We start from the raw sequence: 15,441 nt of genomic DNA, 5'->3' as shown, positions 1-15,441 counted from the left end.
ACGATCAGCCAGCGACCATCAGGTCATCTGGATGGTGGTCTGCATGATGGTGCTTTCAGTGGAGATGGTCTTGGCGTTGGCCTGGTAGAAGCTCTGCGCCTTGATCAGCTCGACCAGCTCCTTGGTCAGATTGACGTTGGAAGCCTCCAGCGAGTTGGACTCCACCGAGCCCAGGGTGCCAGTCTTTGGCGCGTCGATACCTGGAATACCCGAGGCGAAGGTTTCCTTCCAGCGGGTACCACCCACCTGCTGCAGGCCCTGCTCGTTGGCGAAGCTGGCGATGGCTACCTGGCCGATGGCGCGGGACTGCTGGTTGCTGAAACTGGCGAACATCACGCCGGTGGAGTCAATCGACAGGTTCGACAGGACACCGGTGGCATAACCGTCCTGGGACTGCGAGCTGCGCGCGGTCTCGAGGTTGTAGGAGGTGGTGCTGTTCATCGACAGGCGCATACCGTCGGCATTGCCCACCGAGCCGTTGGAGCCCCAGTTGCCCGCGGCGTCCTTGGCGGCCGGGATCCAGCCCTTCATGGTGAAGGTATTGTTGACCACGCTCCAGTCGAACGTCCCCACCGGCGTGGTCGGCACGTTGTCAGGGCTGGCGGTCATGGCCTTGACGCTGCCGTCGGGGTTGAAGTCGATGTTGCCAATGAGCGGCGTGGTCTTGCTCGGGTCGTAGGGGTTGCGGCCATCCACCAGGGTGTACATGGTCCACTGGTTCTCGCCGGTCTTGCGGTAGAACTGCTCCATGACGTGCTCGTTGCCCTGACTGTCGTACACCTTGGTCGGGAACGACTTGGTATAGGTGGCCTGATCCTTCGGATCGAACGGCTTGTTCGGCACCATCACGGGCGGCGTGGAATTGTCCAGGACCTCCAGCGGGATGTCGGGGGCCGAGGAGTTCAGGTTGATGCCCTGGTCGATCAGGGTGGTCGCCTTCGGCGCCATTGCCGAGGTATCGATCCGCAGGTCGGTCAGCACGCCCTTCATGATCTTGCCATTGGCATCGACCCCATAGCCTTGCAGGCCCAGGCCATCGGAGGTGACGACATAGCCGTCCTTGTTGGTCTGGAACGCACCGGCGCGGGTGTAGCTGAGCGAACCGTTGTCGGACAGGACGAAGAAGCCCTGGCCCTGGATGCCCATGTCCAGTACGTTGCCGGTGTTGTTGACGTCGCCCTGGCCGAACTGCTGGGAAACCGTGGCCAGACGCACGCCGTTGCCGACCTGGTTCTTGCCCACGCCCAGGCGGTTGGCGCCGGCATAGACGTCGGCGAACTCGGCGCGCGACGACTTGAAGCCGACGGTCTCGGAGTTGGCGATGTTGTTGCCGGTGACGTCCAGCTTCTTGTTGGCGGCGTAGAGACCGCTAAGGCCGATATTGAAAGACATGCATTCACTCCTTATGCCGTGCTAGCGGCCTTAGATTCCGATGGTTTGTACTTTGGAGATGCCCAGCTTGCCGATCCCGGCAAGGTTGAGCATCATCTCGCCGCCGTTCTGGAAGCTGACACTGGTGACCTTGGCCGGCAGCATCGTGTACATCTCCTGCGACTTGCCGTCGACAGTGGTGGTGGCGGTAAAGGTATAGGTACCCGCTTCGACTTTTTCGCCCTTGTCGTTGGTGCCGTCCCAGATGAAATCGGCGGTGCCCTTCTTCTGCTCGCCCAACTGGATGGTCTTGACCACGTTGCCATCCTTGTCCTTGATGGTCACCTTGCCGTCGGTGATGTTCTGCGGCACGACCACCTGGCCATTGAGGCTTTCCTTCGGATCGAAGAGGGCCTTGTCGTTCTGCACGATCACCGAACGCCCGACCAGGGAGGAGGCCTGCAGCGCCTGGGACGAGCCCATGCCGCTGATGATCGAGTTGACCGAGCTGTTCAGGGTCTGGATGCCTTCCAGGCTGCTGAACTGCGCCAGCTGGGCGATGAACTGACCGTTGTCCTGGGGATCCAGCGGGTTCTGGTGCTGCATCTGGGTGACCAGCAGCTTGAGAAACGCATCCTTGCCCAGCGCGTTCTTGTCGACAGGCTCGGTGGTGGTTTTCTTGGTGCCGGTGCTGACCCCGGACTTCGTCAGCACATCATTGAGGTTCACGCTGGGGTTTTCGACTGCCATGATCGGGATTCCTTATCACTGACCCAGGGTCAGCACTTTCTGCATCATGTTCTTGGCGGTGTTCATCAGCTCGGCGTTGGTCTGGAATGCACGGCTGGCGGAGATCATGTCGGCCATCTCCTCGACCACGTTGACATTCGGGTAGTAGACGTAGCCGTCCTTGTTCGCCGACGGATGATTGGGCTCGTAGCGCGCCTCGAGGTTGCTCTGGTCCTCGATGATGCCCTTGACCTGGACGCCCTGCCCGGCCTCGCCCTGCTCCTCGAACAGCGACTGGCCCATGCCGTTCTGCGCGTTCTGGAAGGTGGTGGCGAACACCGGATGGCGAGCGCGGTAGGTCTGGTCGATGCTCGAGGACACCGTCTCGGCGTTGGCGATGTTCGAGGCAACGGTGTTCAGGCGCGTGTTCTGCGCGCTCATGCCGCTACCGGCGATGTTGAAGACACTGGCAAGGGACATGGTCACTCTCCACGCAGGGCCGATACCAGCCCTTTGAATTTACTGTTGAGCAGGGTGAAGCTGGCCTGGAAGCCAACGGCGTTTTCCGCGTAGTTCGACTGTTCGATCTGCGCATCCACGGTGTTCTGGTCGATCGACGGCTGCATCGGCGTGCGGTACTGCAGGGTGTCGTCCATCATCGCCAGGCCTTCGGCTTCGATGTGGCGGCTGTTGGTGCGATCCAGGGCGATGCGCCCCTTCTGCTGCTTGTCGGCCTCGGCGGCGAGCACCGACGAGAAGTCCATGTCGCGCGCCTTGTAGTTGGGCGTGTCGGCGTTGGCGATGTTGTTGGCCAGCACCTCGGCACGCTGGGCACGGAAGCCCAATGCCTTTTCGTGGATGCCAAGCGCCTTGTCGAAGCTGATGCTCATATCGGGGAAACCTTCAAAGGTTGACCAGAGTTTCGTTGGCTTAGGCTTTAGCAAGGGCTGTGCCAACCTGCGCAACCCCAGTAAAGCGGGGGCTAGCCAGATATCAGGACACTGGCGATGCCAGAAAAGCGGCAATGTGCTTCCGCATCGAACTCGGCAAGCGGCAATTGCCAGGCGGCAAAAGCGGCAAAACAAAAAATTGACGTCAATTCGACATGTCATTTAGCCACCAATCGCGATAGCATCCGCGTCCTCGCGCACCAGCCCACGCCATCACGGTTGTCGCCCGCATGGATGCGCGCCGCTTTCATTACGATTTCAAAGGAACGAAACCGTGCCACCGCTTAACCTGCGCAAGACCCTCCTGGCCCTCCTGATCGGCGCCATTCCCGCCCCCGCCCTGGCTTTGCCCCAGACCATTGCACTGACCGATGCCGGCTACAGGGGTGACCACCAGTCCTTTGCCGACGACCTCGAGTTCACCGGCAGCTTCACCGGCCGCCAGCAGGACGCGATCGCTCTCGCGAACAGCCTGGTGGCGGGCAACATGACGCTTGGCAGTGCAATCAACGACAACGACACGAACGCTGTCGACCTGATCCATCGCAGCGACGGTATCCGCATCAGCGGCACCAACATCGGTGGCTTCCTGACCAACAACGGCCATGTGATCACCACCAGCCTCGATGGTGCCGCCCTGCGCCTGAGCGCCAGCACAGTCGACGACGACCTGACCAACCAAGGGCTGCTCAAGGCCGGCAGCAGCTTCTCTTACAACAATGGCGGCCCCACCTATGGCATCGACCTGTCCAGCTCCGGTAGCAACATCAGCCGCATCCATGGCGGCCTGATCAATGCCGCAGGCGCCCGCATCATCGCCATAGGCCGCAACTCGCGGGCCATCAACCTGGCAGGAGCGAACCTGGAAGAGCGGGTGGTCAACCGCGGCGAGATCAGCGCGACGGGCCCGGGCGCCATCGCCATCCACGCCACCACGGATGCCGCCAACCGGCCGACCGTACTGGCCGGCATCGACAACCAGGGCCAGATTTTCGCTGGTGACCAAGGCTCCCAAGCCATCGTGCTCGACGGCGCGACCCTGTTCGACAGCCTGGGACGCCATGTCGAAAACAGCGGCAGGATCGTGGCCGGCGACACCGCCATCCGCATCGGCAACACCGCCTTCGACGGTCCCGGCCTGCAACCCGGATACAAGGCCAACGGTGACTTGAACATCTTCAACAGCGGTGAGATCTGGGCCAAAGTCGCCATCGACGCCACCGCCAGCAACCGCCCGGTCGAGCTGATCATGCGCCAGGGCAGCAAGATCTACGGCGACCTTGTCGGCCTGGCCAACATCGAGGTCGAAGGCGACAGCACCTATGGCGTCGCCTACGGATCCCCCGGCAGCAACAGCATCCGCCTGGCAAACGGTGGCTGGATCGATGTGGGGAACAGCAGCGAGCCACCCACTACCTTCACCCTGCACAGCCTTCACACCACCCTCGACGGCAACCTGAGGATTGCCGACAACTCGGCGCTGGGCCTGTGGCTGGCAAGCAGCACCGACCCGGACACGGCAGTGCTCAAGGTCAGCGGCATCGCCGAGTTCGCCCAGAACGCGCGGATCCTGCTGGAGCCGGAGGACACCGACTTCGAGGCCAGCGGCAGCCGCTACCTGCTGCTCGAGGCCGGCCAGGTGCAGGTCCTCGACGCCAGCGGCCTGCAGGTCAGCGCCAAGCCCCAGATCGCCAGCACTTCGGCCATGCTCAACGTGCTGAGCAGCACGCTCGATGACAACAAGGTCTACGTCACCGTCAGCACCAAGCCGACCGAGGACCTGGCGCAGATCGTCGCCCAACAGGGTGGCGACAGCAATGCACAGCGTGCCCTGGGCAACCTGGCCGAAGCCGGCCTGCTGGCACGCCTGGGCAACCAGGACCCACTGTTCCTCGCCGCCGCCAGCGCCGACGAGGCGCAACTGGCCAGGCTCGCCGAGCAACTGGCGCCGGACGTCAGCGACGGCGCCCGCCAGGCCGCCATGGCCAGCCAGCGACTGATCGGCAACGCCATCGACAACCGCTCCAGCAGCCTGCGCGCCCCTCGCGCCGACGAGGCACGCCGCGCCTCCGGCGTGTGGATGCAGTCGCTGTACAGCGACGCCAGCCAGCAGCAGCGCGATGGCATTGCCGGCTACACCGCCTACAGCCGCGGCGTGGCGGTCGGCGCCGATGGCCAGCTGGACGACCAGCTCACCCTCGGCGCGGCCTACAGCTTCATCGACACCGACGTCAACGGCAAACGCGGCAACAAGACCCAGGTGCAGAGCCACGCCTTCTCGCTATATGGCAGCTACACCCTGGACAACTACTTCGTCGACGCCAGCCTGACCTACGGTTTCAACGACAACCAAGGCAAGCGCGAGGTCGCGGGCACACGGGCCAAGTCGGACTATGACAGCAACCTGCTGGGCCTGAACCTGGTGGGCGGCTACAGCTGGCAGCTGAATCCGCGACTGCTGGTCGAGCCGCGCCTGGCGGCGCGCTACAGCCGCGTCGACATCGACCGCTTCAACGAGAAAGGCTCGGCCGCCGCACTCAAGGTCGAGGCGCAGCGCTACGAGGCCATCGAGCTGGGCGCCGGCGTGCGCGTGGCCAGCCAACTGCCGCTCGGCGCCGGCATCCTGGAGCCACAGCTGAAAGTCATGGCCTACCGCGACTTCGCCGCGGATCCTGTGCAGAACACCGCGACCTTCGTGCTGGGCACCACACCTTTCGTCAGCCATGGCGCCAGCGTGGCGCGCAACAGCTACGAGGCCGGGCTGGGGGCGGACTACAAGCTGGGTGCGGTGAGCGTCGGCGTCAGCTATGACTACGTGGGCAAGTCGGGCTTCGATGCCGACGTGTTCTCGGCCAGGCTGCGCTACGCATTCTGACACGCCATCACAGGCAAGCCCGCAGCGAAAACAAAAAGGCCGGTATCGCAGGATACCGGCCTTTTTTCGCCCAGCCTTACTTGGCCTGGTAGATGATCCCCGGGCTGCACTGGACCATCTGGTAATGGTCAGGCAGCCCGTTGAGCGCCTCGGACGCCCCCAGGAACAGATAGCCACCGGGCTTGAGGGTGCCGTGAATGCGCATGAGGATGTCCTTCTTGACCTGGGCCGAGAAGTAGATCAGCACGTTGCGGCAGAACACGATGTCGAACTTGCCCAGCGGCGCATAGCTGTCGAGCAGGTTGTACGAACGGAACTCGACGCGGCTGCGGATCGGCGACTTGATCGCCCAGCGCCCCGGACCCTTTGGGTCGAAGTAGCGCTGCAGGCGCTCCTGCGACAAGCCGCGGGCGATGGCCAGGCTGTCGTACTCGCCGGTCTTGCAGTTGTTGAGCATGGCACCCGACAGGTCGGTAGCGACGATCTGCGCCCCCATCTTCAGCTGGCCGAGGTTGGTGCGCTCGAACTCGTCGATCGACATCGAGATCGAGTACGGCTCCTGACCGGACGAACAGGCCGCCGACCAGATGCGCAGGCGCTGGCCCGGATTGTTCTTGATGAACTCCGGGATCACCTTGCTCTTGAGCACCTCGAACGGGTAGGTGTCGCGAAACCACAGCGTCTCGTTGGTGGTCATGGCATCGACCACCTGTTCGCGCAGGCCACTGCGTGGCTGGGTCTGGATGCGCTGCACCAGTTCGCCCAGCGACTTGATGCCCTGTTGCTCCATCAGCTTGTTGAGACGGCTGGAGACCAGGTACTGCTTATTCTCGCCCAGCAGGATGCCACAGGCTTTCTCCAGGAAGACCCGGAACTGTTCGAAATCCAAATTACCCGTAGACAATGCTGCCGCCTCTTCTTAAATCGCTAGCGCCGGGGACGGGCCCCGGCCGTTTCAATGACTTGCCTTGATCCGATCGACCACGCGCTGGGCGAGGTCATCCGGCCTGAACTTGGCCAGGAAGTCATCGGCACCGACTTTCTTGACCATCGCCTGGTTGAATACCCCGGACAGCGAAGTATGCAGGCAGATGTGCAGTTTTTGCATGCGCGGATCGCTGCGGATCTCCGCCGTGAGGGTATAGCCGTCCATTTCCGGCATTTCAATATCCGAGATCATCATGAGGAACTCTTCCTCCGGACGCTTGCCCTCGTCCACCAGCTTGCGCAGGTAATCCAGGGCCTGGCGACCGTCGTTGAGCGCCACAACCTCGACCCCCACGGTCTGCAGGCAACGGCTCACCTGCTTGCGCGCCACCGACGAGTCATCGACCGTCAGCACCCGCAGCATCACCGCCTTGTCCTGCACTTCGGCATCGATCACGCCATCGGACACCGACTCGGACGACGGCGCCACCTCGGCCAGCACCTTCTCCACATCGATGATCTCGACCATGCGGTTGTCGACCCGGGTCACGGCGGTCAGGTAGTGATCGCGTCCGGTACCCTTGGGTGGCGGATGGATCTCTTCCCAGTTCATGTTGACGATGCGCTCGACCGAATGCACCAGGAAGCCCTGGGTCTTGGTGTTGTACTCGGTGATGATCACGAAACTGTTGCGCGTTTCTTCCTTCAACTGCGGAAGGCCGGTGGCCATCGACAGGTCCAGGATCGGGATGGTCGCCCCCCGAATGTTGGCCACGCCGCGCACCACCGGGTGGGACCTGGGCAGCAGTGTCAGGTCCGGGCACTGCAGCACCTCCCGCACCTTGAACACATTGATGCCGTAGAGCTGATCGCCATTGAGGCGAAACAACAGCAGCTCCAGGCGATTCTGCCCCACCAGTTGCGTGCGCTGGTTGACCGAATCCATCACTCCAGCCATGCCAGACTCCTTCAACGATTGCCTATGCACCGAATCGGCACGGGCTTTGCTTTTTTGAACGCCATGTACACGAAAACGACAAATTTCCGACGACTGACGCGCCTGTTGACCGGCTCACTGGCCGCCCTGTGCCTGCTGGCACCCGGCATTCGTACGCTGGCGGACTCTTTTACCTTGCCTGAACAGCTTATCGGTGTCACTCAAGGGTTTCTTGAATTCACCGTGGAGGACTACCTGGCGACCACCCAGACCCCGGGCCGCTACGAGATCCAGGTCAACAGCCTCGACCCACGCCTGCGCATGCCGCTGTGCAGCCAGCAGCTGGACGCCTCGCTGAAAGGTTCGACGCCCCTGGGACGAGTCACGGTACGGGTCCGCTGCGACGGCACGGCGCCCTGGACGGTATTCGTCCCCGCCCAGGTGCGCCTGATGCGCGACGTGGTGGTCATGACTCGCCCCCTGAAACGTGAAAGCGTGGTGGGTGAAGGCGATGTGGCCCTGCGCGAACGCGATGTGGGCACCCTCGGCGTCGGCTACCTGACCCAGCTTGACCAGGCCGTGGGCTTGAAGCTGTTGCGACCCACGGTGCTCGACCAGGTGCTGACGCAACAGCACCTGGAGCAGGCCGATGTGGTGCGCAAGGGTGATCACGTGGTGATCATCGCCCGTAGCGGCAGCCTGAGCGTACGCATGCCCGGCGAGGCCCTGGACAAAGGTGGCCTGCAGACGCAGATCCGAGTACGCAACCTGAATTCGAAACGCGTGGTCAAGGCCCGCGTCACGGGCCCGGGGCAGGTCGAGGTGGCCATGTAGGGCTGCACTGCGTCGGGATAGTGACGCAACGCTGGCGATGTGGAACCGCGCCCCCTAAACTGTGTCACAGATCGGGTTGCGCACGTGTGCCGAGAGGCGGTGATGCATTCACGCCTAAAGTTTTGCTCGGGTAGGCCGAAAGCAAGGCATGCGTCCTAATTCCCAGGGGTTCTGAACATGGTCATCGACTTCAGTCGTCTCAACAATTCTCCGTCCGTCACGGGCGGCGTTCGCGGCAATGCCGCGCCGGGCAACGCCGACAAATCCGGCGAGGCCAGCGCAGCGCCCAAGCACGCCAGTGCCAGCGGAGAAGCGGTACACCTGAGCCCAGAGGCCCAGCAATTGCAGAAGATCAGCGACAAGCTGCGCGATCAGCCGACCGTCAACAGCGCCCGCGTGGCCGAGTTGAAACAGGCCATCGCAGATGGCAGCTACAAGGTCGATGCCGACCGGGTCGCCAGCAAACTGCTTGATTTCGAAGCCCAGCGCTGACCTCCAGGGGCGCTGACTTCAAGGACGCAAAACGCCAAGAGTTAGCCATGCACGACATCACCCTGCTGCAACTGATCGAAGACGACATCGCGCCGACCCAGGAACTGCTCGACCTTCTGCAAAAGGAGGCAGTTTCCCTGCATGGCCGGGAAATCATGGCGCTGGAGCATATCCTTGCGCGCAAGCAGTCGCTGGTCGTGCTGCTCGAGCAGCAGGGACAGCGGCGCAACCAGTTGCTCATCGATCTGGGCCTCAGCGCCGACCGCGCGGGCGTGCAGGCGGTGGCCGACCAGTCGGCCAACGGCGAACTCATCATGCAGCAGCTCAATGAGCTCACCCAGCTGATGGATGCCTGCCAGAAGGTCAACGAGAACAATGGCCGGATCATCCAGATGCAGCAGTACGCCACGGCCAACCAGATCAGAATCCTCATGGGCGGCGACTCTCCGTCGCTCTATGACAGCCGCGGCGCGACCTCGCCAATGGACAAGCCCAGGGCCATCGGCCAAGTCTGATTGACCCTGATCAAGGCACGGAACATACTGGCATAATGCCGTTACTTGCGTGTGCCGTATTTGCCTGGAGATTGATTACCCGTGTTCAATGAATCCGATGCTCCCCAGCCACCAAAGGTGCTGAGCACCCCTTTGGAGATCACGGCGAACTTGCGCCAACTGCTGGAGAGCCACGACCCGCTGATCATCAGCTTCCATGAGCGCAGCCAGCGGTTTCAGAGCTACGTGGTGCATGTCGACCGGGACAGCGGCGTCCTGGCGCTGGATGAAATGATCCCCCGCGACGGCGAGAAGTACATCGAGAACGGTGAACCGTTCCGTGTCGAAGGCTTCCATGACGGTGTGCGCATCGCCTGGGAATCCAACACCGCGCTGACCATCAGTGAGATCGACGGCAACCGCTGCTACCGTGGCCCGCTGCCCGAGGAAGTGACTTACCACCAGCGCCGCAACGCCTTTCGCGCCGCGCTGAAGCTGTCGCAACTGGTCGACATCGTCCTTGACGGAACCCACCTCAAGGGCAACGGTGCCCTGCGCGGCAAGCTGCTGGACATTTCCGCCACCGGCTGCAAGCTGCGTTTCGACGGCAACGTCGAGGACCGCCTGCAACTGGGCCAGGTCTATGAACGCTTCAAGGCCAGCACCCCACTGGGGCTGACCGACACCCTGGTCGAACTGCGCCACCTGCACTTCGAGGAACGCATCAACACCACCTTCGCCGGGGTGCGCTTCCACAACCTCAACGGCCAGGCGCAGCGCAAGATCGAGAGTTTCGTCTACCAGCTGCAGCGCGAGGCGCGGCGGTTCGACAAAGACGACTATTGAGCGTCGCCAGGACATGAAAAACGCCACCCAATGGGTGGCGTTTTTCATTCAGGCCCAACACCAACAGGCTAGGATTTGCTCACCTCGCCTTCGCGCTCCGCGCCGGCCTCCTCTTCGGTATCCTCCGCCGCCACCGGCGCCTGCATCACCTCCTGCACGGTCTGCTCGTCCACCCGAGGGTCAAGGGCCGCCGACAAGGGCGAGCCCGCCGCCGGCATGGCCACGTGCCCCAGCGGCGCATCCTGGACCTGGTGCAGCCCGGTGACCGCCTTGGGCCGAATGCGCCAGACCAGCACCAGGGCGAAGAACACGAAGAAGGCGTACAGCATCTGCGCGCCCAGCAGCTTCATCAGCACCCCCGCCGCCAGCGGCCCGATGCAGGCCCCCACGCCATAGGTGACCAGCAGCATGGCCGTCAACGAGACCCGCCGCTCGCTTTCCACATGGTCGTTGGAAAACGCCACCGCCAGGGGATACAGGCAGAACTGCAACAGCGATATGACGAAACCGATACCGAACAACAGCGCCAACGGCACGCCTGGCAGGATCGCCAGCGGCGCCGAGGCCAGCGCCAGGCCGATCGCCACGCTGCGGATCAGCACGGCGCGATCATAGCGGTCGGACAACCAGCCCAGCGGCCACTGCACCAGCAGGCCGGCAAAAATACAACTGCCCATGAACAGGCCGATCTGTTCGGTGGACAGCCCCTGGCTGGACGCATACAGCGGCGCCAGGCCATAGAACGAACCGACGATCAGACCCGAGCCAAGCACCGTGGACAGCGACTGCGGCACGCGCTTGATGAAGAACTTCGGCTCCATCGGCGCCGGTCGCAACGGCGCGGGGTGGATGCGCCGGGTCATGGCCACTGGCACCAGGCACAGGGCAAAGCACATCGCCACCAGCATCAGCAACTCAGGCCCCAGCTGCGGATGCACCACCAGGATCAACTGGCCAAGCACCAGCCCAAGATACGAGGCGATCATGTAGCCGCTGAACACCGCGCCGCGATGCTTGGCATCGGCCTGCTCGTTGAGCCAGCTCTCGATGACCATGTACTGGCACATCATCCCCAGGCCGACGATCATCCGCAGTCCGATCCACACCGGCAGCCAGCTGGTCAGCCCGTGCCCGAGCACTGCCGCGCCGACGATGCCGGCACAGGTGGCGTAGGCGCGGATATGCCCGACCCGGCCAATCAGCCGGTGCCCGACCTTGCCGCCCACCGCCAGGCCGAAGTAGTTGGCCGCCATCAGCGCACCGATCCACAGGCTGTCGACATGGTCGGCGGCCAGGCGCAGGGCCAGGTAGGTACTGAGCAGGCCCGAACCGATCAGCATCATCAGGGCGGCGAAGTACAACGACTGAAACGGCTTCCAGATATTTCGCATACGTCCCGTCAAGCTCCTTGATCTGGTGGCGCGGGGTTGCTGCCAAGCATAAAAGCAAATCCACCGCGGCGCAGGCCCCCGACCGCGAAATCGGCCGCCGGGGGCGCATCCAGTAGCGGTCGTGTCGCGCTCAGGCTTGCGCGGCGAGCACGCGGCGCTCCCAGGGCGTGATCTCATCGAAGAAATCGCTCAACTCCAGGGTCTTGGTGGCGATGTAGCCTTCGATGAACTCCCTGCCGAACAGTTCCCGCGCCAGGTTGCTGCGCTTGAGGCGCTCCAGCGCGGCGTGCAGGGTGCAAGGCAGGCTCAGGTGCTCGGGGACTTCGAACTCGCCCTGGATCGCCGGCGTCGGCGCAAGCTGCCGCTCGATTCCATGCAGGCCGGCGGCAAGGCTCGCGGCGAGGGCCAGGTAAGGGTTGGCGTCGGCGCCCGGCAGGCGGTTCTCCACTCGCCGCGCCGCAGGCGAGCTGGCCGGGATGCGCAGGCCCGCTGCGCGATTGTCCTCGGACCAGCAGGCATTGTTCGGCGACGCATAGGGGTGGCACAGGCGCTGGTAGGAGTTGACGTTCGGCGCGAACAGCACGGTGAAGTCGGCAAGGCAGGCCTGCAGGCCACCGATGAAATGATGGAAGATGTCGGTCGTCCTGCCCTGCTCGTCGCTGAACACGTTGCGCCCGCTGGCGATGTCGACCAGGCTCTGGTGAATATGCATCGAGCTGCCGGGCGTGTGCGCCAGCGGCTTGGCCATGCACACCACGGTCAGGCCATGCTTGAGCGCGACCTCCTTGAGCAGGTGCTTGAACAGGAAGGTCTGGTCGGCCAGCAGCAAGGGATCGCCGTGCAGCAGGTTGATCTCGAACTGGCTGACGCCCATCTCGTGCATGAAGGTGTCGCGCGGCAGGCCCAACGCCGCCATGCAGCGGTACACCTCGTTGAAGAACGGGCGCAGGCCGTTGTTGGAGCTGACACTGAATGCCGAGTGGCCCAATTCCCGGCGTCCGTCCTTGCCCAGCGGCGGTTGGAACGGCTGGGTCGGGTCGCTGTTGGCGGCGAAGACGAAGAACTCCAGTTCCGTCGCCACCACCGGCGCCAGCCCGCGCTCGGCATAACGGGCGATCACCGCCTTGAGCTGGCCACGGCTGGACAGCCCCGAGGGCGTGCCATCGAGCTCCACCGCGTCGCAGATGGCCAGCGCCCGCGGCTCGTCGCTCCAGGGTAGGCGGTGGATCTGCGAGGGCTCGGCCACCAGCGCCAGGTCGCCGTCGTCGCTGCCGTAGTACTTGGCCGCCGGGTAGCCGCCCATGATGCACTGCAGCAGGACGCCGCGGGCCATCTGCAGGCGGCGGCCCTCGAGGAAGCCCTCGGCGGTCATCACCTTGCCGCGGGGCACGCCGTTGAGGTCGGGGGTGACGCACTCGATTTCATCGATGCCCTTCAGGAACGCTGCCTGGTTGCGCGGGCCTTCGGTCGTCATGACGCTGTCCTTCTTGTTGTGTTCGCATGCCGGGAATGGCGACGCACACAACATAGGCCGGGGGTGTTTAAAATATCAAGCACCCCAGGGACCGTGGAGCCTTCTTCGCGGGTAAACCCGCTCCCACAGGGTCATCTTGGCCCTGGAGGGTGGCGTGATTCCCGTGGGAGCGGGTTTACCCGCGAAAGGGCCAGCCCAGGTTACTGCTCACGCAACGTCATGCCATTGGCCGGCAACGGCAGCGCGGTCTTGTAGCGCACCTGCTTCAAGGCAAAGCTGGAGCGAATGTTCGCCACCCCGGGCAAGCGCGTCAGGTAGTCGAGGAAACGCTCCAGCGCCTGGATGCTCGGCAGCAGCACGCGCAGCAGGTAATCCGGATCCCCGGTCATCAGGTAGCACTCCATCACCTCCGGGCGCTCGGCAATCTCCTCCTCGAAGCGGTGCAGCGACTGCTCCACCTGCTTTTCCAGGCTGACGTGGATGAACACATTCACATCCAGCCCCAGCGCTTCGGGCGACAGCAGCGTGACCTGCTGGCGGATCACCCCCAGCTCCTCCATGGCCTTGACGCGGTTGAAGCACGGCGTGGGCGACAGGTTGACCGAGCGCGCCAGCTCCGCGTTGGTGATCCGGGCGTTTTCCTGCAGGCTGTTGAGGATGCCGATATCCGTTCGATCCAGTTTACGCATGAGAGAAATTGACCTGGTTTTTGTGTTTGTACGGAATGTTTATCTGCGCCGCCGGACAAAGGCAATGAACTTGAGAGAAAAATTCTCCTGCCGTCCCCCTATGATGTAAAAAGACGCTGACCTGCCAGTCACGAGCCGGCAGTCAGCGGCGGCCGCTTCAAAGCTCACAAAAACAACATTCGAGCGAGCGTAAAAAGCATGAACGAGTACGCCCCCCTGCGTCTGCATGTGCCCGAGCCTACAGGCCGGCCAGGCTGCCAGACCGATTTCTCCTACCTGCGCCTGAACGACGCCGGTCAAGTCCGTAAACCCCCTATCGATGTGGAGCCTGCCGACACGGCGGACCTCTCCTACAGCCTCGTGCGCGTGCTCAACGAGCATGGCGACGCCGTCGGCCCCTGGGCCGAGGGCATCGAGCCGCAGGTGCTGCGCCAAGGCATGCGCGCCATGCTCAAGACGCGCATCTTCGACAGCCGCATGGTGGTCGCCCAGCGCCAGAAGAAGATGTCCTTCTACATGCAGAGCCTGGGCGAGGAAGCCATCGGCAGCGGCCAGGCCCTGGCCCTGAACCGCAGCGACATGTGCTTCCCCACCTACCGCCAGCAGAGCATCCTGATGGCCCGCGAGGTGTCGCTGGTGGACATGATCTGCCAGCTGCTGTCCAACACCCGTGACCCGCTCAAGGGCCGCCAGCTGCCGATCATGTACTCGGTGCGCGAAGCCGGCTTCTTCACCATCAGCGGCAACCTGGCGACCCAGTTCGTCCAGGCAGTCGGCTGGGCCATGGCCTCGGCGATCAAGGGCGATACCAAGATCGCCTCGGCGTGGATCGGTGACGGCGCCACCGCCGAGTCCGACTTCCACACTGCCCTGACCTTCGCCCACGTCTACCGCGCCCCGGTGATCCTCAACGTGGTCAACAACCAGTGGGCGATCTCGACCTTCCAGGCCATCGCCGGTGGCGAGTCGACCACCTTCGCCGGTCGTGGCGTGGGTTGCGGCATCGCCTCGCTGCGGGTCGACGGCAACGACTTCATCGCCGTCTACGCCGCCTCGCGCTGGGCCGCCGAACGCGCCCGCCGTGGCCTGGGCCCGACGCTGATCGAATGGGTCACCTACCGCGCCGGCCCGCACTCGACCTCGGACGACCCGTCCAAGTACCGCCCGGCCGACGACTGGAGCCACTTCCCGCTGGGCGACCCGATCGCCCGCCTGAAACAGCACCTGATCAAGCTCGGCCACTGGTCCGAGGAAGAGCACCAGGCGGTCACCGCCGAGCTCGAGGCCGAGGTGATCAAGGCGCAGAAGGACGCCGAGCAGTTCGGCACCCTGAGCAATGGCCATATCCCCAGCGCCGCCTCGATGTTCGAGGACGTGTACAAGGAAATGCCCGACCACCTGCGCCGTCAGCGCCAGGAACTGGGGGTCTGAG

Annotated in this window: 15 protein-coding genes; 6 read left to right on the top strand and 9 right to left on the bottom strand. The window is 63.6% G+C overall.

Annotation, left to right across the window (positions count from 1 at the left end; all coding sequences use genetic code 11):
• Nucleotides 1–18: 18 nt before the first annotated feature.
• Genes flgE through flgB form a run of 4 tightly spaced genes read right to left on the bottom strand, consistent with a single transcriptional unit; the run spans nt 19 to nt 2,990 of the window.
• The gene (gene flgE, locus VUG52_RS07760; protein ID WP_050706709.1) at nt 19–1,392 is read right to left on the bottom strand and encodes a flagellar hook protein FlgE; all 1,374 of its coding nucleotides are present in this window, start codon (nt 1,390–1,392) and stop codon (nt 19–21) included.
• A 30-nt stretch (nt 1,393–1,422) separates the two neighbouring features.
• Nucleotides 1,423–2,121, bottom strand: a complete 699-nt coding sequence (gene flgD, locus VUG52_RS07755) for a flagellar hook assembly protein FlgD (protein WP_186735515.1) — start codon at nt 2,119–2,121, stop codon at nt 1,423–1,425.
• Between the two features lie 15 nt (nt 2,122–2,136).
• Nucleotides 2,137–2,580 (bottom strand): flagellar basal body rod protein FlgC, encoded by a 444-nt coding sequence (gene flgC / locus VUG52_RS07750; protein ID WP_050706711.1) that lies wholly within the window; start codon nt 2,578–2,580, stop codon nt 2,137–2,139.
• 2 nt (nt 2,581–2,582) lie between these two features.
• A complete protein-coding gene (flgB, locus tag VUG52_RS07745) occupies nt 2,583–2,990 on the bottom strand; it encodes a flagellar basal body rod protein FlgB (RefSeq protein WP_050706712.1) in 408 nt (135 codons plus the stop codon).
• Between the two features lie 334 nt (nt 2,991–3,324).
• Between flgB and VUG52_RS07740 the strand changes: the two genes are divergently transcribed.
• The gene (locus tag VUG52_RS07740; protein WP_331832647.1) at nt 3,325–5,925 is read left to right on the top strand and encodes an autotransporter family protein; all 2,601 of its coding nucleotides are present in this window, start codon (nt 3,325–3,327) and stop codon (nt 5,923–5,925) included.
• Between the two features lie 76 nt (nt 5,926–6,001).
• On the opposite strand, the gene cheR is transcribed toward VUG52_RS07740, so the two are convergent.
• Both cheR and VUG52_RS07730 read right to left on the bottom strand, forming a co-directional pair.
• The gene (gene cheR / locus VUG52_RS07735) at nt 6,002–6,829 is read right to left on the bottom strand and encodes a protein-glutamate O-methyltransferase CheR (RefSeq protein ID WP_050706713.1); all 828 of its coding nucleotides are present in this window, start codon (nt 6,827–6,829) and stop codon (nt 6,002–6,004) included.
• 51 nt (nt 6,830–6,880) lie between these two features.
• On the bottom strand, nt 6,881–7,810 hold the full coding sequence (locus VUG52_RS07730) for a chemotaxis protein CheV (protein WP_050706714.1): 930 nt from the start codon (nt 7,808–7,810) through the stop codon (nt 6,881–6,883).
• Between the two features lie 63 nt (nt 7,811–7,873).
• On the opposite strand from VUG52_RS07730, the gene flgA reads away from it, so the two are divergent.
• The 4 genes from flgA to VUG52_RS07710 all read left to right on the top strand — a co-directional run bounded on the left by flgA (nt 7,874) and on the right by VUG52_RS07710 (nt 10,455).
• Nucleotides 7,874–8,623, top strand: coding sequence for a flagellar basal body P-ring formation chaperone FlgA (gene flgA / locus VUG52_RS07725; protein ID WP_331832646.1), 750 nt, complete (start codon nt 7,874–7,876; stop codon nt 8,621–8,623).
• A gap of 177 nt (nt 8,624–8,800) precedes the next feature.
• A complete protein-coding gene (gene flgM, locus VUG52_RS07720) occupies nt 8,801–9,115 on the top strand; it encodes a flagellar biosynthesis anti-sigma factor FlgM (RefSeq protein ID WP_050706715.1) in 315 nt (104 codons plus the stop codon).
• A gap of 47 nt (nt 9,116–9,162) precedes the next feature.
• Nucleotides 9,163–9,630, top strand: a complete 468-nt coding sequence (locus VUG52_RS07715) for a flagella synthesis protein FlgN (protein ID WP_050706716.1) — start codon at nt 9,163–9,165, stop codon at nt 9,628–9,630.
• Between the two features lie 81 nt (nt 9,631–9,711).
• Nucleotides 9,712–10,455: a flagellar brake protein gene (locus tag VUG52_RS07710; protein WP_050706717.1), complete on the top strand. Its 744-nt coding sequence runs from the start codon at nt 9,712–9,714 to the stop codon at nt 10,453–10,455.
• A gap of 68 nt (nt 10,456–10,523) precedes the next feature.
• Here the strand turns inward: VUG52_RS07710 and VUG52_RS07705 are convergent, their stop codons facing one another.
• The 3 genes from VUG52_RS07705 to bkdR form a co-directional block, all read right to left on the bottom strand.
• Entirely contained in the window at nt 10,524–11,846 is a 1,323-nt protein-coding gene (locus VUG52_RS07705) for an MFS transporter (protein ID WP_186714870.1), read from the bottom strand.
• A gap of 130 nt (nt 11,847–11,976) precedes the next feature.
• The gene (locus VUG52_RS07700) at nt 11,977–13,218 is read right to left on the bottom strand and encodes a glutamine synthetase family protein (protein ID WP_262951852.1); all 1,242 of its coding nucleotides are present in this window, start codon (nt 13,216–13,218) and stop codon (nt 11,977–11,979) included.
• A gap of 302 nt (nt 13,219–13,520) precedes the next feature.
• On the bottom strand, nt 13,521–14,009 hold the full coding sequence (gene bkdR, locus VUG52_RS07695) for a Bkd operon transcriptional regulator BkdR (protein ID WP_028691050.1): 489 nt from the start codon (nt 14,007–14,009) through the stop codon (nt 13,521–13,523).
• Between the two features lie 198 nt (nt 14,010–14,207).
• Here bkdR and VUG52_RS07690 point away from each other — a divergent pair, with 198 nt between their 5' ends.
• Nucleotides 14,208–15,440: a 3-methyl-2-oxobutanoate dehydrogenase (2-methylpropanoyl-transferring) subunit alpha gene (locus VUG52_RS07690; RefSeq protein WP_050706720.1), complete on the top strand. Its 1,233-nt coding sequence runs from the start codon at nt 14,208–14,210 to the stop codon at nt 15,438–15,440.
• Nucleotide 15,441: the final 1 nt, after the last annotated feature.

Origin of the sequence: Pseudomonas sp. LH21 (assembly GCF_036549575.1) — a bacterium.
In the GTDB taxonomy this organism is placed as follows: domain Bacteria; phylum Pseudomonadota; class Gammaproteobacteria; order Pseudomonadales; family Pseudomonadaceae; genus Aquipseudomonas; species Aquipseudomonas peradeniyensis.
This window is presented reverse-complemented; position numbering and strand designations above follow the sequence as displayed.